This window comes from bacterium (assembly GCA_022763185.1).
Classification (GTDB): domain Bacteria; phylum Bdellovibrionota_G; class JALEGL01; order JALEGL01; family JALEGL01; genus JALEGL01.
The window spans coordinates 217083-240240 of sequence record JALEGL010000014.1; the positions used below are offsets into that span (position 1 = coordinate 217083).

Annotated in this window: 26 protein-coding genes; 9 read left to right on the plus strand and 17 right to left on the minus strand. The window is 36.6% G+C overall.

Annotated features, from left to right (window positions below):
- Positions 1–34: 34 nt before the first annotated feature.
- Genes cpaB through MRY82_08890 form a run of 5 tightly spaced genes read right to left on the minus strand, consistent with a single transcriptional unit; the run spans position 35 to position 3183 of the window.
- A complete protein-coding gene (gene cpaB / locus MRY82_08870) occupies positions 35–895 on the minus strand; it encodes a Flp pilus assembly protein CpaB (GenBank protein MCI5073032.1) in 861 nt (286 codons plus the stop codon).
- A complete protein-coding gene (locus MRY82_08875; GenBank protein MCI5073033.1) occupies positions 882–1520 on the minus strand; it encodes a hypothetical protein in 639 nt (212 codons plus the stop codon). Before MRY82_08875 ends, cpaB begins: the two co-directional genes overlap by 14 nt.
- A complete protein-coding gene (locus MRY82_08880) occupies positions 1517–2623 on the minus strand; it encodes a hypothetical protein (GenBank protein ID MCI5073034.1) in 1107 nt (368 codons plus the stop codon). Before MRY82_08880 ends, MRY82_08875 begins: the two co-directional genes overlap by 4 nt.
- Entirely contained in the window at positions 2620–2970 is a 351-nt protein-coding gene (locus tag MRY82_08885) for a hypothetical protein (GenBank protein MCI5073035.1), read from the minus strand. Before MRY82_08885 ends, MRY82_08880 begins: the two co-directional genes overlap by 4 nt.
- A gap of 33 nt (positions 2971–3003) precedes the next feature.
- A complete protein-coding gene (locus MRY82_08890; protein MCI5073036.1) occupies positions 3004–3183 on the minus strand; it encodes a hypothetical protein in 180 nt (59 codons plus the stop codon).
- A gap of 188 nt (positions 3184–3371) precedes the next feature.
- On the opposite strand from MRY82_08890, the gene surE reads away from it, so the two are divergent.
- From surE to MRY82_08905, 3 genes are read left to right on the plus strand one after another with little or no spacing between them, the layout of a single operon-like run.
- Entirely contained in the window at positions 3372–4130 is a 759-nt protein-coding gene (surE, locus tag MRY82_08895; GenBank protein ID MCI5073037.1) for a 5'/3'-nucleotidase SurE, read from the plus strand.
- Positions 4114–4761, plus strand: coding sequence for a protein-L-isoaspartate(D-aspartate) O-methyltransferase (locus tag MRY82_08900; GenBank protein MCI5073038.1), 648 nt, complete (start codon positions 4114–4116; stop codon positions 4759–4761). Before surE ends, MRY82_08900 begins: the two co-directional genes overlap by 17 nt.
- Positions 4734–5450, plus strand: coding sequence for a peptidoglycan DD-metalloendopeptidase family protein (locus MRY82_08905; protein ID MCI5073039.1), 717 nt, complete (start codon positions 4734–4736; stop codon positions 5448–5450). Before MRY82_08900 ends, MRY82_08905 begins: the two co-directional genes overlap by 28 nt.
- Here the strand turns inward: MRY82_08905 and MRY82_08910 are convergent.
- From MRY82_08910 to MRY82_08920, 3 genes are all read right to left on the minus strand, one after another.
- Positions 5436–6542, minus strand: coding sequence for a DNA recombination protein RmuC (locus MRY82_08910; GenBank protein ID MCI5073040.1), 1107 nt, complete (start codon positions 6540–6542; stop codon positions 5436–5438). The two genes, MRY82_08905 and MRY82_08910, sit on opposite strands and share 15 nt — an antisense overlap.
- A 62-nt stretch (positions 6543–6604) precedes the next feature.
- Entirely contained in the window at positions 6605–6985 is a 381-nt protein-coding gene (locus tag MRY82_08915) for a hypothetical protein (protein MCI5073041.1), read from the minus strand.
- On the minus strand, positions 6945–7190 hold the full coding sequence (locus tag MRY82_08920; protein ID MCI5073042.1) for a hypothetical protein: 246 nt from the start codon (positions 7188–7190) through the stop codon (positions 6945–6947). The genes MRY82_08915 and MRY82_08920 overlap by 41 nt, the downstream gene beginning before the upstream one ends.
- Positions 7191–7348: 158 nt before the next feature.
- Here MRY82_08920 and MRY82_08925 point away from each other — a divergent pair, with 158 nt between their 5' ends.
- Together MRY82_08925 and MRY82_08930 are read left to right on the plus strand one after the other, a co-directional pair.
- A complete protein-coding gene (locus MRY82_08925; GenBank protein MCI5073043.1) occupies positions 7349–7642 on the plus strand; it encodes a (2Fe-2S) ferredoxin domain-containing protein in 294 nt (97 codons plus the stop codon).
- A 179-nt stretch (positions 7643–7821) separates the two neighbouring features.
- On the plus strand, positions 7822–9072 hold the full coding sequence (locus MRY82_08930) for a hypothetical protein (GenBank protein ID MCI5073044.1): 1251 nt from the start codon (positions 7822–7824) through the stop codon (positions 9070–9072).
- A 5-nt stretch (positions 9073–9077) separates the two neighbouring features.
- Here the strand turns inward: MRY82_08930 and lysA are convergent, their stop codons facing one another.
- Together lysA and MRY82_08940 are read right to left on the minus strand one after the other, a co-directional pair.
- Positions 9078–10283: a diaminopimelate decarboxylase gene (gene lysA / locus MRY82_08935; protein MCI5073045.1), complete on the minus strand. Its 1206-nt coding sequence runs from the start codon at positions 10281–10283 to the stop codon at positions 9078–9080.
- Between the two features lie 57 nt (positions 10284–10340).
- Complete coding sequence (locus MRY82_08940; protein MCI5073046.1) at positions 10341–11147, minus strand: TonB C-terminal domain-containing protein; 807 nt, start codon at positions 11145–11147, stop codon at positions 10341–10343.
- Positions 11148–11174: 27 nt separating this feature from the next.
- Between MRY82_08940 and MRY82_08945 the strand changes: the two genes are divergently transcribed.
- Genes MRY82_08945 through nth form a run of 3 tightly spaced genes read left to right on the plus strand, consistent with a single transcriptional unit; the run spans position 11175 to position 14297 of the window.
- Entirely contained in the window at positions 11175–11951 is a 777-nt protein-coding gene (locus tag MRY82_08945; protein ID MCI5073047.1) for a queuosine precursor transporter, read from the plus strand.
- 20 nt (positions 11952–11971) lie between these two features.
- Positions 11972–13678 carry a DNA polymerase/3'-5' exonuclease PolX gene (gene polX, locus MRY82_08950; protein ID MCI5073048.1) on the plus strand — a complete coding sequence of 569 codons (1707 nt, stop codon included), beginning with the start codon at positions 11972–11974 and terminating at the stop codon, positions 13676–13678.
- Complete coding sequence (gene nth, locus MRY82_08955) at positions 13668–14297, plus strand: endonuclease III (protein ID MCI5073049.1); 630 nt, start codon at positions 13668–13670, stop codon at positions 14295–14297. The genes polX and nth overlap by 11 nt, the downstream gene beginning before the upstream one ends.
- Positions 14298–14397: 100 nt before the next feature.
- On the opposite strand, the gene MRY82_08960 is transcribed toward nth, so the two are convergent.
- Together MRY82_08960 and MRY82_08965 are read right to left on the minus strand one after the other, a co-directional pair.
- Entirely contained in the window at positions 14398–15435 is a 1038-nt protein-coding gene (locus tag MRY82_08960; protein ID MCI5073050.1) for a zinc-binding dehydrogenase, read from the minus strand.
- Positions 15436–15483: 48 nt separating this feature from the next.
- On the minus strand, positions 15484–16248 hold the full coding sequence (locus tag MRY82_08965) for an SDR family oxidoreductase (protein ID MCI5073051.1): 765 nt from the start codon (positions 16246–16248) through the stop codon (positions 15484–15486).
- Positions 16249–16342: 94 nt separating this feature from the next.
- Here MRY82_08965 and MRY82_08970 point away from each other — a divergent pair, with 94 nt between their 5' ends.
- Positions 16343–18043, plus strand: a complete 1701-nt coding sequence (locus MRY82_08970; protein ID MCI5073052.1) for a hypothetical protein — start codon at positions 16343–16345, stop codon at positions 18041–18043.
- Between the two features lie 153 nt (positions 18044–18196).
- Here the strand turns inward: MRY82_08970 and MRY82_08975 are convergent, their stop codons facing one another.
- From MRY82_08975 to MRY82_08995, 5 genes are read right to left on the minus strand one after another with little or no spacing between them, the layout of a single operon-like run.
- A complete protein-coding gene (locus MRY82_08975) occupies positions 18197–19261 on the minus strand; it encodes a T9SS type A sorting domain-containing protein (protein ID MCI5073053.1) in 1065 nt (354 codons plus the stop codon).
- A 22-nt stretch (positions 19262–19283) separates the two neighbouring features.
- The gene (locus MRY82_08980; GenBank protein MCI5073054.1) at positions 19284–19655 is read right to left on the minus strand and encodes a hypothetical protein; all 372 of its coding nucleotides are present in this window, start codon (positions 19653–19655) and stop codon (positions 19284–19286) included.
- Positions 19656–19704: 49 nt separating this feature from the next.
- Positions 19705–21207, minus strand: coding sequence for a DNA photolyase family protein (locus MRY82_08985; GenBank protein ID MCI5073055.1), 1503 nt, complete (start codon positions 21205–21207; stop codon positions 19705–19707).
- Positions 21207–22076 carry a zinc metalloprotease HtpX gene (htpX, locus tag MRY82_08990; protein ID MCI5073056.1) on the minus strand — a complete coding sequence of 290 codons (870 nt, stop codon included), beginning with the start codon at positions 22074–22076 and terminating at the stop codon, positions 21207–21209. The genes MRY82_08985 and htpX overlap by 1 nt, the downstream gene beginning before the upstream one ends.
- A 38-nt stretch (positions 22077–22114) precedes the next feature.
- On the minus strand, positions 22115–23149 hold the full coding sequence (locus tag MRY82_08995) for an MBL fold metallo-hydrolase (protein ID MCI5073057.1): 1035 nt from the start codon (positions 23147–23149) through the stop codon (positions 22115–22117).
- Positions 23150–23158: the final 9 nt, after the last annotated feature.

Sequence of the window (23158 nt, forward strand, 5' to 3'; positions counted from 1 at the left end):
TTTTACATTTTAAAATACGGAGAGTGTTTAAATGTTAAGGCATTCTTGAAAAATTAGGCTTTTGCTGGGATTTTGTGAACCGTTGGTTGCCTTTAATGAGGTCAATGGCTTTATTACGTTCGTATTGTAATGAGTTACGAAAAGCTTGTTCAAAAACATCATCTTGATTGATCATCGGTAGCATAGTATTTGTTTTTTGATCAATTGAGTTTCTGAGTAAAAATGATAATTGCCCATTTTCTTGCGCATTTTTTATCATTAAGGCTTCTTTGGGTAGCACCATTAGACTTATTGTTGTGTAGTTCTGGTTAGAGCTACTGTTATTCGTATAATTTCCAAGGCCTAAAACAGTAACATTTTGCAAGAGTGTGTAGGTTGAGGGAGTTTGGTTTTTTGGTAGTATAGCTGTATGAATAAGATCAATATGGTCACCTTTTTGAATGCGAAACCCCATTGAATCAATTGAACTAATAGCTAAGGCAATGAGACGATGGCCGGGTTCAATTTGATCAGAAGGTAGTTGATGGAGGGAATCAAGGTTTAAAAATGACCATAATATCAGCTCATTTTTTGCTAAGCTTTTATTGAGCCTTGTACCAATAATTTGATTTAAATCTGTAGCAGTAAGGGTACCTGAAGGTAAGTATTTTAATGATAGTTCAGTAATATCAATATCATCCTCATCAATGATATCTCCTTTAAAGAGAGATTTATTTACAATTAATACTTCTGCAGTTTGCATGGATAACTGAAGCTTGGTCTTATAGTGATTGATCTTTTTTATAACCAAAGATGTTGTTAAGCTTGCCAAAATAATAGGAATATACCAACTCTTTAAAAAAATAGAGAATGTTGGAGTTAAGATGTTTTTCATAGGTTTTTTAAAAAAATTCATGTGAACACCCTATACTTGGCAAGTGTTTAATTATTGGTATGGAAAAAGGTAATTTGACGCCCATCATGGTTTGTTGCAGGAGATCAATACCCAGTAAGGGTAGTGCTGTTTCTGTAAAACCCACATGGCACATGCCTTGTGTCCATAAACTGTGTTTTAAAAGTAAACGTTGGCTGCTTTTTCTCCGCTCATGGTCAGGGAATAGTATAGAATCTTGAAGGTCAATATGTGCTTTACTTTTTGAATTAATATATTCATGGAGCTTAACTAAAAAATCATAATTTTTTTTATTAGAAGATAGACTCAAATGGTAAGGACGATTTTTTTGTTGAAATAATTTAAAAGGCAAAGGTGTATTATCAAACCAATTCTTATTTAGAAGCGTGGTTTTACGGTTTTTAAGTTGTAAATGCCAAGGCCCTTGATGATCAAGGTGGTGTTTATAGCTGGTGAATGATTTTTTATTCCATTGAGATAGACCTGCTTGCCATAAGTGCTGATTGAGTTTTTGCTGTTCATTTAAGTAGGCGTAGCATAGTGCGAAGCCCCAAAGCAAAATAAACAAAATAGGTAAAATTAATATTAAATCAATATTGCCTTTAATATTGTCTTTAGTATTTCTCATGGTTTTTCTTTTGAATGTATGGCGCATAAATGAATATCAAACTCAGACTTAAATATATTGTCTCCTTCCATGCAGGCTATTGCGCTGGATTTTAGTAATGTGTCCCGGTTTAATGATTGAGAAAGACTTTTTAAGGATTGATCAGTAAGATATTTATGCAATTGTTTAGCCTCAACTTTAATGTTTAAGCCTTTTTTAAAGTAATCATGATCTAAAATATAAAATGGAGGAACATTGATTTTAGTATTGAGTTTGTCACCCAAGTAATGAATAAACTTTTTAAAAGTTTCACATGATTTTATTTTTGCATAATTAAAATTTAAATATTGTTGGCTTGAGCTTGAATAAATTTTTTCAGGAATAATGTCTATGCTACGTATGGATGGATAATGCTTAACTGTATGAGCACCGTTTTTTAAATTTTTATAAACAACATTTAAACTTATGGATTGCTTTGATCTGTATGCTAGCAATTTTGAATTTAAAATATGCAAGCGATGTTCTTTTTTTGTATGACAACGTTTAAAATTGTTGTTCTGATACAGGGGGTTGTTTTTTTCTAATGTTCTTTTATTGTCTCTTATTATAGGGAGTTTATACATATATTTTTTTGGGCTTAATGTATAAAGAGTCTTTTTTTTAAGGGTACTGCTAGCATTGCGTAAAGTTAAATCTTGATAGGGTGCTTGCTCTGCCCAAGCTTTAATATGATCCTGTTGTTTAGCGTAATAAGCCATCAGTTGATTGGCTTGATTAAAAAAAGTGGGTGCTTTTTTTTCAAGTTTGGCCCAATAACGGGTGCAAGGACTTTTAAGTAATGTTGCTAGAGCACATGCTCTAAGCAACATCAAAGCGGAAGCAACCATGTATGCTCTTGTAGCGGTAATTTCTATCCCCTTGTTGTACATGGCAATAGCATTGAGAGCATCCATTGGATAACTTGCGTAATGCAAAGCCAAGGCATCTGTTTGTGTTTGTAGACGGATTTTTTTGTTGCCCAAATGGTTATTGTTTATATTGACCCATAAATACAATACAATGGGACTCAATATAATAAGGAATACTAGCAATACCGAGCCTTTGTTGTAATGATAAACTCTCACTGTTTCTTCCCTAGGTAAAACAAGTAATTATCTATTGTTGTTTTTTTTAAGTCTGAGTAAGATTGCTTATCATTGAACAAAGATTCTTGATGTTTAGTTTTGATCTTGAGTTCAGTTATAGAATGATTTTCGGTCAGTAGGGTAGACTCAAAAGTGTATGGTTTTTGACAGGTTTTATGACTGTACTGCTGAAGCGTGTTTAAATAATCTTGATTTAAATAGTGCGAACGTAAGGCAAAAAGCCCGGCTTGTTTAATAAACAGTTGATCCTTGCCATACTCTGCCAAATGAATAAACGAAAAAATAAAAGTAATAAGTACCGTAAAACTAAAAAGAAAGGATGTCATGCACAGTTAAAGTGCATATAAAATGCCAAAAAGTTAATGCTGAGTATTGGTTTCTAGAGACATGTAGTTGATTTTTGGTTTTTGAGAAACAGATGTTTGTAGCTCTCGTATGAGTTCAATTTTTTGACAATAATCAATTTGCTTGCGGTCCTGTAAGCATGTTTTAATCAATGGGCAGGTCATATTGGAGCATTTTTTATTGTTTGACATCATGTTGTATTGAATTAGCTAAAGTTGTGCCAAATAAAATTAAGTAAAATCAAGTAGATAGATCTGGCCTCGTTTGTCTTAGTGTGTCATTTTTGTTCTTTGAGTGTCTTTTATGTCGCATTGGCTTGGGATAAGGTCCGTCTTACTCAGATTTTTGGACATTGGTGCTAAATGCTTGTAAACAATAAGGAATGAAAATATTGATTTCGAATGATGATGGAATTTACGCTCCTGGGATTGCTAAACTAGAAGAAGCCATGCAAGAAATAGGAGATGTGGTTGTGGTAGCTCCTAACAGTGAGCAAAGTGGAGCGGCGCACTCATTAACCTTACATCGACCCTTGCGTATAACGCAACATAGTCAAAATCGTTATTCAGTGGATGGAACACCCACTGACTGTGTTTATCTGGCTATGTTAGAGATTTTTAAAGATGATCATCCTGATATAATTGTATCCGGTATCAATCATGGAGCTAATTTGGGCAATGATATTACTTATTCCGGCACTGTATCTGCAGCATTGGAAGGTGTTTTATTGGGAATTCCATCCATTGCATTTTCCTTGGTCTATCAAAGAGATGAAGTTTTAAACTTCACTCAAGCTCAAAGGGCTGCAAAAAAAATTGTAAAAATGTTAGATCAATATCCTTTGCCCAAGCATACCTTGTACAATGTTAACATTCCCAATGTGCAACATAACAATGATTTAGACATAGAGTTTACATATCAGGGCAACAAACAATATGAAAGTGCCACCATAGAAAAAATAGATCCAAGAGGAAAAAAGTATTATTGGATAGGTGGAGATATTTTAGAGTTTGATAAAGACCCTGGCTCTGACTCTAATGCAATAAGGGAAGGCAAGATATCCATTTCTCCTATTCGTATTGATATGACCAACCACGACTATTTAAAAACCTTACAAGAAAGTTATGCAAAATCTGACTAAACCGCATTTTAAAGCTGGTAAAATGCTAGAGCAATGGGTGTTGCCCAAAGGAATTAGCAATAAAGATGTTATCCAAGCAATGGCATCCATTCCCAGGCATCATTTTGTGCCAGAGGCATTTTCTTTGCATGCATACGGTGAAAAGGCACTGCCTATAGGGCATGATCAAACTATATCACAGCCTTATATTGTGGCGTTAATGACTCAAGCCATGTTGGATACACTTGGCCATACCCCCAAAAAGGTTTTAGAAATTGGCACGGGATCGGGGTACCAAGCTGCAGTTTTAGATCGCTTGGGCATATCTGTGTTTTCAATTGAAAGAATACAGGCTTTGGCCAGTGTCGCTAAAAAAAGATTAGAAGCTCTAGGCTTTCATAAAGTTTTGGTTAAAACCGGTAATGGAAGTTTGGGATGGAGTGAGTTTGCACCTTATGAGGCCATCATGATAACTGCAGCCATCAAAAAAATTCCACAAAGATTATTTGAGCAGCTGGCAGATAGAGCTGTTCTGGTAGCGCCAGTGAATGAAGGAAAAGAAGAACACTCTCTTTATGTATATTTAAAAGAGAACAATAAAATTAAAAAACGTTTTCTAGGTTCATGCAAATTCGTTCCATTTATTATATAGTTTTTTCTTTACTATGTTTAAGTTGCCACAACAAAGGTGGCGTCATTCATACGGTTGAAAGAGGCGAAACAGCCTATAGGATTGCACACACGTATCAAGTTCAGTTAAAAGAAATAAAAAAAGCCAATCCCCGTTTGCAGATGAGTCGAATTTATCCGGGACAAAAAATTTTAATACCTGGAGCTAAACAAAATAAAGAGGTTCAAAAATTTATTGAACAAAGTATGGAAAAGCAGCGTTATGCTCAATCCAAAAAAGTAAACAAAGAAAAAAAATCACGCAGGCTCAGTAAAAGTTATAGTCAAAAAAATTCAAAAAAAAGGTTCAAATTTAAATGGCCTTATCAAGGTCAAGTGACAGCAAAGTATGGAAAAAAAAATGGTAAGATGCACAACGGTATAGATATACAAACCCCTCCCGGAAAAACCTTAAAGGCTGCAGAAAAAGGACAGATTGTTTATGCGAGCTCTTCATTAGAAGGGTATGAAAAAATGATTATCATTCAGCATGGACAAGCTGTATTTACGGTCTATGCTTACTTGGGTGAATTTTTGGTCACCAAAGGCGATAAAGTCAATAAAGGACAAGCCATAGCAAAGACTAAAAAAATTAAACCTTCATTTTATCACTTTGAAATTCGCATGCAAAAAACAGCACTTGACCCAGAAAAACATTTAGCTGTTAATTAAAGGTTTCTCTTCTGCATTAGAGCTTAAGGGCATACTTTCCATAAACTCTATTTTATTTTGCGATTGTTTGAGCTTTTTATAGGTTTTGTCATAGGCGGACCCTGCATGATTTAAATGTTTGCCTAGTTTATCCAATTCAATTTCTAATTGATCGATATCAAGTTTAAACTTATTGATATAAGAGAGTATTTCTTGGGCTCTTTCTTCAATTTGTAATCCTCGTAAACCTAATAATATAGCTTGCAAGTAAGCATATAAGCTATTGGGTGAGACAGGGATTACTTTTTTTTGTAAAGCAATGTTAAGTAAAGTTTGTCCACTGCTATCTGTGTACTCTTTTAAAAAAGCTTCATAGTAAATTTGCTCGGCAGGTAGAAACATAAGTGCAAAGTCTAAAGTATTTTCATCTGGACGGATGTACTTTTGGCTAATTTTATCGATATGGTTTTTAATATCACGAACAAATTGTTTAAGGTGAACGTCCTTTTCTTTTTCAGTGACATCTTCAACATGCATCTTTTGAAAGTTTTCCAAAGGAAACTTAGCGTCCATGGGCACAATTTTTTTATTGGCCAGGTAAATCACTGAGTCTACAATATCACCCGAGGCAAAACGATATTGCATTTTAAAGTGGGCTGTGGGGAGCAAGTGACTTAAAATTTCTTCCAAACCTTTTTCACCCAAGTGACCACGAAATTTAGGTGATCTAAATAACTGCTGAAGCTTTGAGACCTCTTCGCCTACTGAAGCAATACTTTTTCCTGTTTCTTCAATGCGGCCCATTTTTTCTTTAAGATCTCCAAATACAGAAGCATTTTTTTCTAAATGCGAACTCACACTATCATAGCTTTTTTGTAAAACAGACGAGGTGTGATGCATATGCGAGTCCACTTTGTTTTCTAGGCGGTGGTAAATGTCTTGAACTTTTTGAGTTGTGGTATCCCTGTTTTCATTAATTTGTCTGGATAAATAATCAAGCTGACTTCCTAGATGCTGTAAGCTGTTTTTTTGGCTATAAATTAAAAATATCAAGACAACACTGCCAATTCCCAAAACAAGTAAGGCTGTCATTAATATTTGCGTCAAACTCATAAGCTGATCCTAGGCTTGATTGCTATAATAATCAAGTTAAGAGTTTGACACAGCTTCAATCTTTATTCAATGGCACCATTGGTAAAGTCAGACATGTCATGGCGTTTGTACTGGCTTTTGCTTACTTTTGGGTCTCTTATTCTGGAAGGGTTACCTTTGCCTTGAATGCCCATGGTTATTTTGGCAAACCCGGTTCTTAAAGACCCGCCCAAAGTCCTTACAATGGCAATCGACCCAACAGCAACCAGAGCAACAATAATGAGGTACTCTGTCATTCCCTGACCAGAAATAGTTTTCTTTTTATTTTGAATAAGCTTTGAATCAACAAGCTTAAGTTTTGGTTTTATGGTGGGCTTTTTAAATTTTAAAAAATACTCAGTTAAATACATGGGCTGCATGCTTTCATTGGGTTTTGGGGTGTAAATTTGATACTTGCGGTTCATTGTAAACTCCTTTGGTTTGATTGAATGGTTCACCTTCATCATCGATAGGCTGACTTAAATAAGCTTCAACTTGCGATTGTCGTGCCATAAGACTTTGATTCATTTTTTTTGGGAGATCAAAAAAGAGTATAAGCGAGCTTACTATAATCCATGCAATAACAATATACTCGATCAAGGCCTGTCCTTTTGATTTAAAATGTTTCATGAGCCATGGCTTTTGCAAAAACAATGCAAAAAAATTTGTCTTTGCAGTATGAGCTACGATGGCTTTTTCTTATTATTAGCTTGGATAGCGTTTGGTTTTCGTACTTAAGGGTATGAAAAATAGTTGGTAAAAAATGGTCATGCTGTTAGATAGATTGTGTGAAAGATAAAAAATATTTTGATCAACATGTTTTTGTGTGTACCAATCAAAGACCCGATGACTCTGCCAAAGGCTGTTGTTATAGCAAAGGGGCAGAAAACATTCTTTTACGTCTAAAACAAGAAGTTAAAAAACTAAAAACAGATAAAAAAATAAGGATCAACAAAGCCGGTTGCTTGGGACGATGTTCAGAGGGCATTGCTGTGGTTGTGTATCCAGATATGCAGTGGTTTTTAAATGTGCAAGACAGTGATGTTGAAAATATTGTTCTGTGTTTAAAGAATAATCTATAAAAATACAGGCATATTTTTGTTGTGATTGAATAAAAATTTAAAGATTTAAGTAGGTTTAACAGCATTTGACCTGACTGATTATGCGCTTGCGTTAGGAGAACTTCCTATGCTACAAACACGTGATTAAAGGCTTTTTTATGTTTTCTAGAGTTAAATATAAGCAATTTTTTATGCTTTGCATGTTTGCATGTCTCATCTTAGGGTTATCTTGTAAAACCCAGGTTTCTACAACGGAAAAAGCCTATAGAGTAACGTCTTCTTCTGAGAGCAAAAATAAAGTGTCAGGTAGTTATTCTCATTCAAGCCATAAACAACATGTTTTTTATGAACCTCCACCTAAAGTTATCGAGCAGGGAAACCCTAAGCATCAAACGAGAAATAAAAAAGAAAAAAATACATCGAGAAGTATGAATTCAGCAGATGAACAGAAAAATATTATTGAGGAGGCTGTTCCCATTCTTGATCAAGAAGAAATTGTTGTTGATGGTGAAAATGAGTTGTTACCAGAGATTGATAGTCAGCTGGCTGATGAGCAAGATGCTTTGCTACAAGCAAAAATAGACTATGAAAATGCAATAAATCGTAGCAATCAACAATGGTTTGTTTTTCAGACGGATTTAGGCAATTTTGACCAGTTAGAACCCAGTTCTAAAACAGCGTCATATAGGGAAAATTATCAAGTAAAAGAGGATGCGCAGTGTACAGGCACCAGAGCCAATAAAACATTTAACGACTGTGATGTTTTTTCTATTCAGTATACAGAAATTAGTGATCAAAAGGCATACATCAATCGTTGGGATAAAAGAAACTTTCCCATCAAAATTGCTTTACATGAACAAGCTCCAGATTGGGTTATGACTGAAACAAAAAAAGTAACTGATCGATACAATGAGTTGTTTTTAGAATTAAATATTATTGAAGAAGGTGAGCAAGTTTTTGAATTTTTACCCAATAAAACATCAGAGTTTACTTATGGTGATGGTATAATTTCAGTGGCGTTTATGACATCTAGTGATGTTACAGAAGATGATGCTTTGGGAATAACATGGATAAAGTCAAATCCATCGACAGGTGAAATTGGTGATGCAGATATTTTAATGCAGCTCGATCCTATCATGAACCATTATTATGATAATCTAAATGTACCCATTACTATAGTTTATCAATTTGCTTTTGGGCATGAATTAGCGCATGCTCTGGGTTTTGGCCATAATAATATTATATTCAAAGACTCTCAAGAAGATTATCGTACTTTGATGATTGGAAGAACTGTATCAGACCTTCTTCCTATTGATCAGTGGTTTTCAGATGAATATCCCTTTGATTATGATCGAATGTTGATTAGGTATACCTATGATGATGCCTTTGTATTTGAAGAACATGCTTTTCATCCTGGTGGGGAAGCCAAGTACAAATTGATTAGAAAATAAAAATATCATTCTTTCCAGCCCATGTTACTCCAGATTTGATCAAAGTTGAGAGTTTGTCTGCATACGGATATTTCATTGTCTTTTGTTAACATAGCCTCAGCTGCATAGGGCCTAAAGTTATATAAAGAACTCATGCTGCTGCCATAACCTCCGCTGGACAAAATAGCGAGGTAGTCACCTTCTTGAGACTTGGGAAAACTTAAGTCAGGGTTAAAAACATCTCCAGACTCACAGAGGTAACCTTCTATTTTTGTAGACACACAGTTTTCATGTGGGCGGCTTAAATTGATAATTTCGTGATAAGACTGATAAAAAGCGGGTCTGATGAGATGGTTAAAACCCGTATCAAGAATTAAGCATTGCTGATAGGCAAGTTCCTTTACAACATTGACCTTACAAATCAAAGCGGTGGATTCTGCCACTAAAAACTTTCCAGGTTCAAAGCGGATGTCTAAATGGCTCAGTTTATACTCAGATAACTTCTGTTGTAAAACCTTGGCAAAACTGTCAAGGTCAATTTGTTTTTGTTGCCGTTGGTGTCTTACACCAAAGCCACCTCCAAGATCAACAAACTTTAAGTCATTTAAGCTTTGAGCAAGAGAAAACATGGGTGTTAAGGCTTTTTCAAAAATATCACTTTGATACAAGCCTGAACCCAAATGCATGTGTAGACCAATGACCTTAAGCTGGCTTTCTTTACATAATTTCAATGCTTGTTTTAAATCTTTTTGAGCTATTCCAAACTTTGCATCTTCTCCTGCGGTAATAACTTTTTTGTTTTCTCCTTCACCCATGCCTGGGTTAATTCTTAGTGAAATGTCACTGTTGGGATACAGTTTAGCATAAGTAGATAGTTCACTGAGCGAGCCTAAGTTGAGTAAGACGCCTTCATCTTTTACCGTTTGCAACTCATGTTTATCACTGGCACAGCCAGTAAAGACAATGTGTGAATGATCAAAGCCCAACTTTTTAGCCAGCTTGATTTCAAAAGGAGAGACCGTATCAATACCGTCGATGCCTTCTTTTTTTAACAATGAAATAATAAAGGGATTGTAATTGGCTTTGATGGCATAATAAAATTGTGTTGACGGTGAAAATGCAGCTTTGAGTTGTTGGACTCTCTGACTAAGGTTTTTTTCTTCTGTTAGAAACGTGGGAGAAGAGAACTGTTGATAACAGTGTTTTGCATGCTCTAAGCTAGGAATAAACATAAGTGCTTACCATATAGTGAATGTGGCAGAAAGTTCAAGCTTATATCCAAACAGGCTTTAATATTTTGAAACGATAAAGCTCCAACTTGGAATATACAGCTGCTGATTTTGATCAAGCAACTGAGCAGGTGGGTTTAAAAAAGGCGCTGCTTTTTGTACAGAACGAACAGCTTCTTGATCTAAAGAGCTATTTCCTGAGGAGTCTACAATTTTAACCGCGATCAAGTGGCCATTTTGATCCATGCGTATACTTAGTTTTGTATTGTAAAACTTACCATTGAGGTTGTACCTAAAAACAATAGGCCTTGGTGACCATACATTTTCTAACTGTCTTTTCATCCGTATAAAAAATGAAGCATATTTAAATTTTTGAGCGTTGAGCAGGGTTTCATTGCCAAGCTCCAGTTCTGGAAGATAATTTTGCGGAGCGTTCATGGCACTTTGCTGATTACGAATATCATTCAGGATATACTCTGGAGAAAGAGAAAAGTTATAGTTCTTTTTTTCAGACTGTTCTTGGCTTTTTTCCTGAGAGCTTTTTGCGTTGCGTTGCGTACTGCGCTGGCGCGTTTCTTTCTCTGTATATGTGTTTCTATCACTCAGATATTGGCTGTCTTTATTAGGCTTTAGAGTTTCTGGTTGCAGTAAGTCAACAATTTGTTGGGGTAAGTTTTCTTTTTCTACCAGCTCCACTTTTTCAGATAAAGGTATGCTTTTTGGGCTTTGGATAAGATTAGTGGCTGTGTAAGCAAATAATAATATGAACAATAAATGTAAAACAATAGACGCCACAATAGCCTGTAGGGCTTTATTGTTTTTAAGCGTGGGGGGTCCCCCAATTTGTTTTAAAATTCCTTGTTCCAAAGCTAAACTTAATGATACACCATCGGCATGAATTATTCACATATCTTGTTGGATCGCTCAAAAAGACTTTTGTTGATCTTGGGTGGTTTTTTTATCTGCAATACGCTTGTAGCTGAGTTTGTGGGTGTCAAAATCTTTTCCTTTGAAGATAGTGTCGGAATTCCTAGATTTAACTGGCGTTTGTTGTCTGAAACGGGGACTTTATCGTTTTCAGCGGGCACTATTTTGTGGCCGGTTGTTTTTATCATGACGGATATCATCAACGAATATTATGGTAAAAAAGCCGTGCGATTTTTGTCCTATTTAACTGTAGGGTTAATCTTATATGCTTTTATCATGGTGTCTTGGGCAATCAACCTTGCCCCAGCTGAATGGTGGCAAAATATTTTTGCTGAAAAGGGTATTGATATGCAAGAGTCTTTTGCAGTGGTTTTTGGGCAGAGCAATAGAATTATTATTGCCTCAATGATTGCTTTCATTGTTGGGCAGTTGTTGGATGCAACCATATTTAAGAAAATTAGAGCCATGCTGGGAGAAAAAATGATTTGGCTCAGAGCTACAGCCTCTACAGCAGTTTCACAACTGGTGGATAGTTTTTTAATTTTATATATTGCTTTTGTTTTAGGGCCACAGCAATGGCCTCACAGCTTGTTTATGGCGGTAGGAACTGTGAACTATATTTATAAAATGTGCGCGGCTGTTGCATTGATCCCACTATTGTATGTGGTTCGATATGCAATAGAAAAGTACCTTGGCCAAGAATTGGCTGATAAATTAAAGTTGGATGCTGAGTATAGTCAATAAAACCAGAGGTTTTGTCTGCAATGTCTGAAAAGAAACAAAAAAGAACAGTTGACTACATTGTTGATCAGCTTAAACAGACTGTCTTTTTTTTAAAACTCGATGGCGCCAATGTTTTTAAAGTAAGAGCCTATGAAAAAGCCATTACTATTATTGATGAGCTAGGAGATGAGTTTTTTCCTTATCTTGAGCAGGAGAATTACACGGATATTGATGGAATTGGTAAAGGCTTGAGCCAGGATATTGTGGAGTTAAGCTCTGGCAATAGGAGTCAGGTGTTACTGGATTTATTAAAAAAGTATCCTGAAAGTTTATACCAATTAAAAAAAGTTAAAGGTTTGGGCAGTAAAAAAATATTAAAATTGTATTCAGAGTTGAATGTGACCAGTATAGCTGATTTAGAATATGCTTGTTATGAAGGGCAATTAAGCAAGCTTGAAGGCTTTGGTGAAAAAACTCAAATAAAACTATCTGAGCAGTTAAGCTTTTTAAAAAGTATCAATAACCAATACAGCTATGCTTTTTTACTTGAAAAAGCACAAGAGCTCCAACAAGAGCTTAAGAGTTTAGACGAAGTTGAAGACATCAAAATAACGGGTGATCTTAGGCGCTGTGTAGAAGTTGCATCATGCATTGAATTGCTGATTGTTACAGAAAATAAACAATTGGCTAGGCTTATCAAGCAAAACCCAAGGCTGTTGGATGTTTATGAGAATGAAGGCGTGCTTGAGCTGACCTATCAAGATATTCCAGTCAAACTCTATACAAGTTCAAAAAAAATGGCGGCCAATCAATTGTTTATAAGCACGGGCTCAAAGGCTTATCTTGAAAAGGTTCACTCAAACCACTTAAAAATACTAGAACAAGAACATGGCAGTGAAGAAGCGCTATTTAAAGCCATGAATCAGTCTTACTGTCCACCAGAGTTGAGAGAGAGTAAAGAAGAATACAAAGCTGAACAGGCTCCTCAGAGGTCAAAAGATTTAATTAAGGACAGTGATATTCAAGGTGTATTTCATATGCACAGTACTTATAGCGATGGTAAAAACAGCTTAGAAGACATGGTTCAACAGTCTATAGAGTTAGGCTATCATTACATTGGCATTTCTGAGCATAGCCAAACAGCTTTTTATGCGCAGGGTTTAAGTTTGGATACGATTGAGCAGCAAGCTCAAGAAATTAAAGAGTTGAGGGAAAAGTACCCACAGATTATAATTTTACATGGAATTGAGTCTGATATTTTGCCCGATGGTCAACTGGATTATCCAGACACTGTATTGTCTCAGCTGGATTTTGTTATTGCTTCAGTTCATGCTTCAATGAATCAAAGTGAAGACGTCATGACACAACGATGTTTAAAAGCTTTAGCCAATCCTTATTGTACCATGCTAGGTCATCCCACGGGAAGAGTCTTGCTTGGAAGGGACAGCTTTAAAATTAATTTAGAGGCCATTTTTAAAAAAGCTGGTGAGTTGGGTAAATTTATTGAGATCAATGCCAATCCTAAACGTTTGGATTTAGATTGGCGTTATTTGCCTTTAGCCATGAAGTATAACGTTAAGTTTATGATCAACCCGGATGCGCATAGCATTGAAGGCTTAAATCACACCTCTTATGGGATTAATGTAGCTAGAAAAGGTGGCTTGAGTAAGGCAGATGTAATCAACACTTTACCTGTTGAACAACTAAAATCCCTGCTTAATATGGGATCACTCAAACATGCGGGCTAAGCATAAAAAAATATTAGAGCAACTGGACAAGCTTTATCCAGATCCTAAGTGTGAACTTGATCATGAGGGGCCTTTTCAATTGTTGATTGCCACCATTCTTTCTGCTCAGTGTACCGATGTTAGAGTAAACAAAGTGACGCCTAAATTGTTTAAAGCCTATCCTGATGCTTTTGCTATGGCACAAGCGCCTATTGAAAGTATAGAAGACCTGATTAGAACAACTGGATTTTTTCGCAATAAAGCCAAGTCTATTTTAGAAACCTCTCAAATTTTAGTTGAACAATATCAAGGCAAGGTTCCTAAAACCATGCAAGAACTTATCAAACTAAAAGGAGTGGGTCGAAAAACAGCCAATGTCATTTTGGGTAATGCTTTTGGTATCAATGAAGGTGTGGTTGTTGACACGCATGTGGGACGACTAAGTCGACGCTTTGGCTTTACTCAAGAAAAAGATCCCGTAAAAGTTGAACAAGACTTAATGAAGTTGGTTCCACAAAAAGATTGGACCATTTTTTCACATTGGCTGATCTTACATGGACGACGCGTGTGCAAATCTCAAAGACCATTATGTAATGACTGTGAGTTAGCGCCGCTGTGTCCCAGCGCCAATATAGCCTAAAATTTTCAAAGGGTATCAAAAGGTACGGCCTACCTTTTGTGTGGCAGAGTATTTGCAAATCAAGGCTAGAAAATCAATTGTATGAATATACTTCAGATACTTATTGAGGGATGGCTAAAACTATCTTTCCAAAGCTTTGACGGTTTTCCATTTTATCTTGGGCTTTAGCAGCTTCCTTGAGAGGAAAAACTGAGTCAATGATAGGTTTGAGATGTCCATCAAGAAACAATTGATACACATCCTGCATTTCTTGCCAGGTGCCCATGGTAGATCCAAGAACTTGAACTTGCCTGTAAAAAATATGTCTCAAATCAGTTTTTGGATCAAAGCCGGCAGTTGCACCACAACTGATGATTTTTCCGCCATTGCGTGCAGACTTTAATAGGGGAACCCATTGCTCACCGCCAACGTGATCAATGATAACATCAACGCCTTGTTTGTTGGTCAAAGATCGAATTTCTTTATCAATGGCGACTTGTGTGTAGTCAATGCATGCATCAACATGAAGCAGGTCTTTGGCTTTTTGCCGTTTTTCTTCCGTACTGGCCGTTGTATACACCGTACATTCATGATGTTTAGCAATTTGAATGGCTGCACAGCTAACCCCTGAGCCGGCGCCCATCACAAGAACTTTTTGTTTGGGTTTGAGTTTGGCTTTACCCATTAACATACTCCAAGCAGTCAGGTAGGTCAGGGCAAATGCAGCGGCTGAGTGAAAGTCTGTATTTTGCGGTATGGGGAGGAGGTTTTGTTCAGGTACACAGGCGTACTGAGCGTAGGTTCCATTATTTTCTCTACCAAAAAGATGATACTGATGGCATAGGTTTTCTTGTTGGTTTTGGCAACGTTGGCAGTGACCACAGGGCATCCCGGGATTGATTAAGACACGATCGCCTTTATTGAATTTTGCTGAGTTTGAACCATTCTCTATGACAATCCCCGCTCCATCTGAACCTGGAATATGGGGGAGAGGGCTTTTCATGCCGGGCAAGCCACGTCTAAAATGCAAATCCAAGTGATTGAGTGAAGCTGCTTTGAGTTGAATTAAAACCTCGCCTTGCTTAGGGGAAGGCTTGTCAACGGATACATAATTTAAAACATCACTTTGACCGAGTTCATTGTATTGTATGGCGTACATGTTCATTTCATAAATGAAATTGTTTTAAAAATCATCTTATTAAAAAAGTTATTTGATTTCTCCACTCCGATCAAGCATATGCGCATTGGCTTGTTGACTGGGCATGATGATCATTTGATCAATGTTGACATGCTTTGGCCTGTTAAGAACAAAAGAAACGGCGTCGGCAATATCAATAGCTTGTAGCGGGCTGAGGTCTTTATAAGTTTCTTGTGCAACCTGTTGATCACCTTTATGTCTGACATAGCTAAACTCAGTATTGGCTAGGCCTGGATCAATGGAACACACTTTGATGTTGTCTTTGAGTAGTTCTTGTCTGAGTGATTGGCTCAGAGCTTTAACAGCAAATTTTGATGCGCAGTATCCGGCGCCTTTTGGGTAAGCTTCGTGTCCAGCAATAGAACCAATATTAATAATTTGTGAGAACTTTTTTTCTTTTAACAAGGGGATGAAGGCTTTACACATTCTAAAGATGCCAAGTACATTGGTATTGAGCATGGTTGTAATATCGTTTTCTTCTGAATCAACTAAATTGTCCTTGCCCAAAGCTAAGCCGGCATTATTTATTAGAGCATCAATCTGAAGATTAAGTTTAGTAACAAAACTTTTAAAGGTATTAACGCTTTGCGTATCTTGAACGTCCAAGGTGTGGATATGACAGCGGTCTTGGTCATCTAAAGTGCTTTGCAATTGCTTTAAATTTTCAATACGGCGAGCACCTAAAATTATAGTATGACCTTCATGGTAAAGTTTTTTTGCAGTTTCAAAGCCAAAGCCACTGGAGCTGCCAGTAATAATTACGTTTTTTTGCATATAAAATAAAAAACAGAAGCCTTGTAAAAAGGCAAGAATTCAAAGCAAGCTATATAAAAAACTGTATAATAATTCTTGAAAAAATAGTGATGCAGTGTATTACATTATAATGATGCGTAAGGGGTTCATTCAAAGTTTAGTTTATATTGGCTTAAGCATGCTTTTAAACGCTTGTGGTTTACAAGTGCAACAAGAGATTTTTAGTCAAAGTGTGGAAAGTAGCCAAAACGCTTTTAAAGTCCATGTTAATGGCCTTGGCTTGGGTGAAGCGGTCTACTTAAGATACAAACTCAATATAGAAGGCTTTGATGACAACCTGGTCTATGACTTTCCCTATGATGGGGAAGACTTTAGTCAAAGTGATTTTTCAATTGTTAGTTCTCCCTGCTTAAAACAATGTGATTTAAGCTACACTCCATCTTCTTTTGCAAATGTTTTACCTGAACTGTATATCGACTGTGAGCAAAAAAACTGGCAATCAATTCATGGTGATACACATGACTTTATCAGTGTTCCAAATAGCATTGCATTTAAACCTTCTTTAGATCTTAATGATAATGGAGAAATGGCGGTTTTATGGAGAGAAGCAACAGGCAGTTCATCAGCAGTATATGCGCACAATAAAAGTATACTTGGATGGCAAGATCTTAATCAACAGCATTTGATTAGCCCCCCAGACCTTCCTTCACAAGCAGTTAAGGTGGCTAATAATAATAATGGTAAGACTTTATCTGTATGGCAAGGTCTAAATAATGGAATTTATAGAATTTATTATAGTTGGTACTTAGCCAATCAAACCTGGCAAAACGTCAACGATACGCATATTCTTAGTCCAGCCAATAATCATGCATTTAATCCAACGCTAGCGATTAACGATCATGATGAAGCTCTGGTAGCCTGGACACAAACAAATTTAAATGGCATCAATCAGGTTTATTTTGCAGAGTATGTTAACGGACAATGGTTGCACCCTGCATCCATTGATGACAGTGATTACACACTGAGTACTCCAGATACCTATGCAACAGATGTTCAAGTTCAACTTAACAATGATGGTCATGCCATGGTTTCATGGCGCCAAATTAACCACTTGGGTGAGTGGCAAGTCTTTATTGCCCAAAGATTAAATGGCCAGTGGCTTAAACCCATCAATTCTGCAGATCATGTTAGTCCTGTTGGGTCACATGTGACTGGACAGCCAGCCATAGCCATGAATACTAATGGTGATGTTATTCTTGCCTGGAGTCAGATTAATTTTAGCAACAATGCAGATAGAATTTTTTATGCGTTTCGCAAAAATAATATTTGGCAATTTCCACTCAATATTAATGAATATATTGCAGGAGGAGAGGGGATTGTATCTGGCAAGCCCAGCGTAAGTATTAACGATATGGGTGAAATTTACATTGCATGGTCACAGATGCATGAAAACAGCTTTAACATTTATCTTGCTTATAAAGATGAGCTTGAAAATTGGACATATCCATTGTCACCTGTTGAATATATTGACCAGGCTACAGATATGGAGTCATCTTATCATGTTCAAGTAAAAGTTAATCAAGAAGGAAGAGCCCTACTGGCATGGAGCAGTTACTTTGGTGCCATTTCAAACGTATATGTGCAAGGTTTTTTTAAGAAACAACAACAGGGTTCATATACCCAATTGAGTTTTATAGAGAATTCATCAGCTGAAAACGTGCTGCTGGATTTTAATGACCAGTGCCAAGCTGTTGTCGCTTGGACGCAGAAAGATACAAACCTTGATCGACAAGTGCATATCAAAGAAATGTTTTAAATTGTTATCAGCTAATAAAAAGACTGTAGGAATATAAATTTAAGGAAATTTTACGCACATGAATAAAGCCTAAAAAAGACGGTTCAATCTTTTTTAGGCCAGGTATCGAGATGCAATGAAGCTTGTCTTACAACTCTGTTAATACAAGATTATCTATTGTTGTAAAACAACTTTAAAGTTTTTTGATTGATTGCCTTTTTGTAAAACTATAAAAAAGACTCCGTTGTTTTGTTGATAAGAACCAAGATTATACTCTTCTTTTATTTCATCAGATCCTTCTGCATGTAATAAACGTTTCCCTTCTTGCGTATAAATAGAAATAGAATCATAGGCTGAAGCATAATTTATTTTGATGAGGTCAGCAGTGGGGTTGGGGTATACAAAAAAACTATCTAAATAAATAGCATCAAATCCAATAGCAACAGTTTTTGAGTGAGAAAAAGTTTCCCCATCCACATCAACTTGTTTTAAACGGTATAAATTTGATCCCTGTGTAGGGAAAGGATCAATAAATGTATAGTTGATAGGCTGAGAACTGTTACCATTAGCAGCTTTAGAATCAATAAAGGCTATATCTTTGTAAGTTCTATCTACTGATGAAAACTTTTGCACGTAAAAACCGGAATTATTGATTTCTGTTATTGTTTCCCAACTGAGTAAAACATGCTGGTCATTGTTTGTCAGTTGTGCAGTAAACTCGCCTAATTCAATAGGGAGAGGGGTATTTGGAGCACCACAGCTGGCATTAAGGTTTTCTACCCATTCATTTGTTCCATTGTTGTTGGTGTATTGCAGGCTTAGCAAAGGATTTGTGCTTTCATTACCGGCATTGTATGACGCTACTTCACTGCTGTCAGTTTCTGAAATTTCACCATTGATAGACACCCAACAATCTTCACTATTAGAACACATTAAAATATCTACAAAAACAGGATCATTCAACCAAAAGCCATAATTTAAGTCGTTGGTTCCTTGAATACTAATAGACAGGGTATCATTGGCCGCAATGTTATAATTTGTTTGATCCGTGGTGCACGTTGGACAGACTTGACCTGTAGAGTTATAGGTAATCACTTTAAAATTCCATGCTTGGCTATCTAAGTTTAGTACCTCTAAGCAAACGCTGTTGCCTTGATGATTAATTTCTACAATTTTTAAATTTTGCGCCCATAGGATACCAGTGAACAATAGTGTAAAGGATAAAAATATTTTTTTCATGTTTGCATCATTATGAGATAAATCAAGCAAAGTCAATAAATGATAAAATCAATACAATAGATTTTAATGTCCATAAAAAAGTTCTGATCCAATTGCCCCTGACCAGTGAATGAATTATGTCACGATCAAAATGCTCAGCCAATCGTCCATGCAAGGGGATTTGAAATATTGCTGTTGATAACCAAATCCCAATGAGCATGACAAGATTCAATAAAAAAAAATGGTATTGAATAAAAAGCCACATTGCAGAAAAAACTTCAATCAGCATGATTGGACCTACAACAAAACTGGTTAACCACTGATGTTTTTTGGCATAGTGTGGAAAGCAGCTTGGTTCAATCAATGCAAAAAGAGGGTAGTGAACAACTTGGACAAACCAAATGAGACCTGTCATAAAAAGCGAACAAAAAAGTTGAATATAAAAAAGTTCTGTTAAGGTGAGGTTAAGCATTGGAAATCTCCTTGTAGAGTTTAAGGGCTTTTTCTCTTTGTGTTTTGTGGTCTACAATGGGTTTTATGTATTGCTCGGCAATTTTGTTTTCATTGTGTAATAGTTTTGCATCCAGCTGTTCAAGTTGTGGAAGATATTGCTTGATGTAGTGGCCATCAGCATCAAATTTTTTAGACTGAGACCAGGGATTAAAAATTCTGAAATAGGGTTGCGCATCACAGCCTGTAGATGCTGACCATTGCCAGCCACCATTGTTGGGGGCTAAGTCTCCATCCAATAATTTTTCCATAAAATATTGTTCTCCCCAGCGCCAATCAATCAACAAGTCTTTGCATAAAAAAGAAGCTACAATCATTCTACACCGGTTGTGCATCCAGCCAGTAGTATTGAGTTGTTTCATGGCAGCGTCAACAATAGGAAATCCGGTTTCTCCATTTTTCCAGGCTTCAAACCATTTTTCATTGTTATCCCAATTGAGTTGATTGTACTCTGGTTTAAATGCTTCTTTTTCTACACGAGGGTGATGGTACAAGATGTGATAATAGAATTCGCGCCAAATGAGCTCATTAAAAAAAGCATCTTTTTGGCTTTTATTTTTAGGGTCAAAAGCTTTGAGTTTTAGATAAGCAATGATTTGCGCAATATTAAGAGAACCGTTTTTTAAGAAAAAAGAAAATTGGGAGGTTCCGTCAATTGAAGGAATATCTCTGTGATCTTTATAGCGGTTAATTTTTTCTGCGAAGGTTTCTAAACAAGCATAAGCAGCTAAAGAACCTGCTTCGGGAATTTCAACGTTGATCTTTTTTTTGTTGGATTCATCATAATCACTCAAACTATCATTGAGTTTGAGTTTATTGTAAGTCAGGTCTTGCCAGCTTAAGCAGAATATTTTTTTGGCTTTATTGTTTTTTAATGCATCTAAATAATCAAAAGTCTTATCTTGATTTTTAATACGCTGTTGTATGCAATCATTATTAAATACATTGAGCCACTGTCTAGAAAACGGTGTAAAGACTTGATAGTACTCATCATCCGTCCCTTTTTTGGTCACTTCATGAGGTTCAATTAAAAGGTGATCATTGCATGAAAACTGTGAAATATCCCAGTCATCTAAAAGTTTTATAATTGATTGATCTCTCTCAATTGCAAAGGGTTCATAGTCTTTGTTCCAGGTAAATAAAGTGGGTAGATGAATGTTTCTATCTTTAAATTGACAAAATAATTTTTCAAAAGATGTGTGCGGGCCTTCATCTAAAAAAAGTAAATCACTGCCAGCCTGTTGTAGTTCGTCTTTTAATGCTTTTAAGCTTTCTATAAAAAACTGAAAGCGATTGACTGAAAAATCATCACGACTTAAAAATTTTTTATCAAAACAAAATAAACCAACAACACGGCCATCATTTTTTTTCCAGTTTTCTTGCAAGGCTGGATTGCCGGCTACTCTAAGGTCTCGTCTAAACCAGTGGATACCATAGTTTTGGGTTGTTTTAGACATTATCCATTCATCAAACTTGGATTTTGGGCCATGGCCTCAAGTCTTTTGATGCGCTCTTGGGTGACAGGGTGAGTTCTAAATAAGTTTTGTAAGCCTTTTAAATGACTTAGAGGATTTATAATAAACATATGAGCCGTTTCTGGGCTGGCATCCATAGGATAGTGTTGGGCACCCATTTCTAATTTTTGTAAAGCTCTGGCAAGATACAGTGGGTTACCACAAATTTTAGCCCCACCTTTATCGGCACCAAACTCTCTTGATCTAGAAATAGCCATTTGAATAAGCATGGCCGCAAGAGGAGCAAAAATCATGGCGGCAATGAAGGCTATTGGATTGGAATTGTCATCATCTCCACCTCTACCACCACCCAATAAAGCCCCCCATCTGGCGATGCTTGCTAAGATAGAAATTGCCCCAGCAAAGGTGGCTGCAACGGTTTGAATTAAGATGTCTCTGTTGGCAATGTGCGCCAATTCATGGCCAATGACACCGGACAGTTCATCATGGTCTAGTAAGTTTAAAATACCCGTTGTAACAGCAACTGCCGCATGGTCTGGGTTTCTTCCAGTTGCAAAAGCATTGGGAGTGGGGTTTTGAATGATATACACTTTAGGCATGGGGATGTTGGCATTCATGGTGAGACCGCGCACCATGCTGTATAATTCTGGCGCAGAGCTTTCATCCACCTCTTTGGCACGATACATTTTTAAAACCATTTTATCTGAAAACCAATAAGAAAAGAAATTGCTGCCAGCAGCAAAAACCAAGCCCAAGATCATTCCTTGCTGTCCACCCAATACTTTACCTAGGTAAGCAAAAACAATGACCAATAAAATCATTAAAAGAGTCGTTTTAAACGTATTTTGCATGCTGGAAATATAGCGCAAATGAGACGATTGTCTAGCTATTATAACTCCAGTTTATAACTCTCTCCAACAGCCAAAGTCATAAATGGAGACAGTGTTTTGTAGGCTAAACTCGCTTCAATTAAATCATCTTTAGGTTGATGTAGGGCCTCATCAGATAAAATGTACGTTCCCCAGTGAATTGCAACTGAGCGTTTTGACTTTAAATCAATATGAGCTTGCAAAGCTTGTTTAGGACTCATGTGATGCTGAGCCATCAGCCATTGCGGTTGATAAGCGCCTATGGGCAATGCGGCCATGTCCACAGACCCTAGTTTTTGCTGTATGGTTTTAAAGTGATTTGAGTAACCACTATCACCGGCAAAATAAAAATTAAAATTTTCTGATTGAATGAACCAAGAGCCCCATAGGCGCTCATTTTTATCTAACAAACCACGTTTGCACCAATGTTGAGCAGGCGTCAAATAAAAACTCAGCTGGTCATTGGCAATGTGTTCCCACCAATCGAGTTCGTAAACAGGGTTGGCAATTTCATGTTTTTTGAACAATGCTCTATAGGCCAAGGGGCTTAAAATTTGTAGATGAGGATTAAGGGCAGCAATTTTTTTGATGCTTTTTATATCCAGATGGTCATAGTGATCATGGGAGATGATAATGTAATCTATGCTGGGTAAACTTTCTATACGGATGGGTAGTGGAACCTGTCGCTTGGGACCTATAAATCTAAAGGGTGATACCCGCTGAGAAAAAACAGGATCAAATAAGATATTAAAGCCTTTGATTTGTAAAAGGATTGAGGAATGTCCCAACCAAGTGAGTTGTACTTCTGAGCTGTTGTTGAGTTTAAGTGTGTTGGTTGAGATGGTGTGAAACTCAGTTTGTTGCTGGCTTTTCGCTTTGTTTCTTGAGAACAGCCAAGTGAAAACTTTTTTTGTTGAAGGTGTTTTGTTTGCAGCGTCATCTATGTTTTTAAAACCATCAACAGTATGATGTTTTTTTTGCGAATCAAAGTAAGGATTGATAGAGTGGCAAGCATTAAGTAAAACGATGCATATTATAAAAAAATAACGAATCATGAGCGGGTA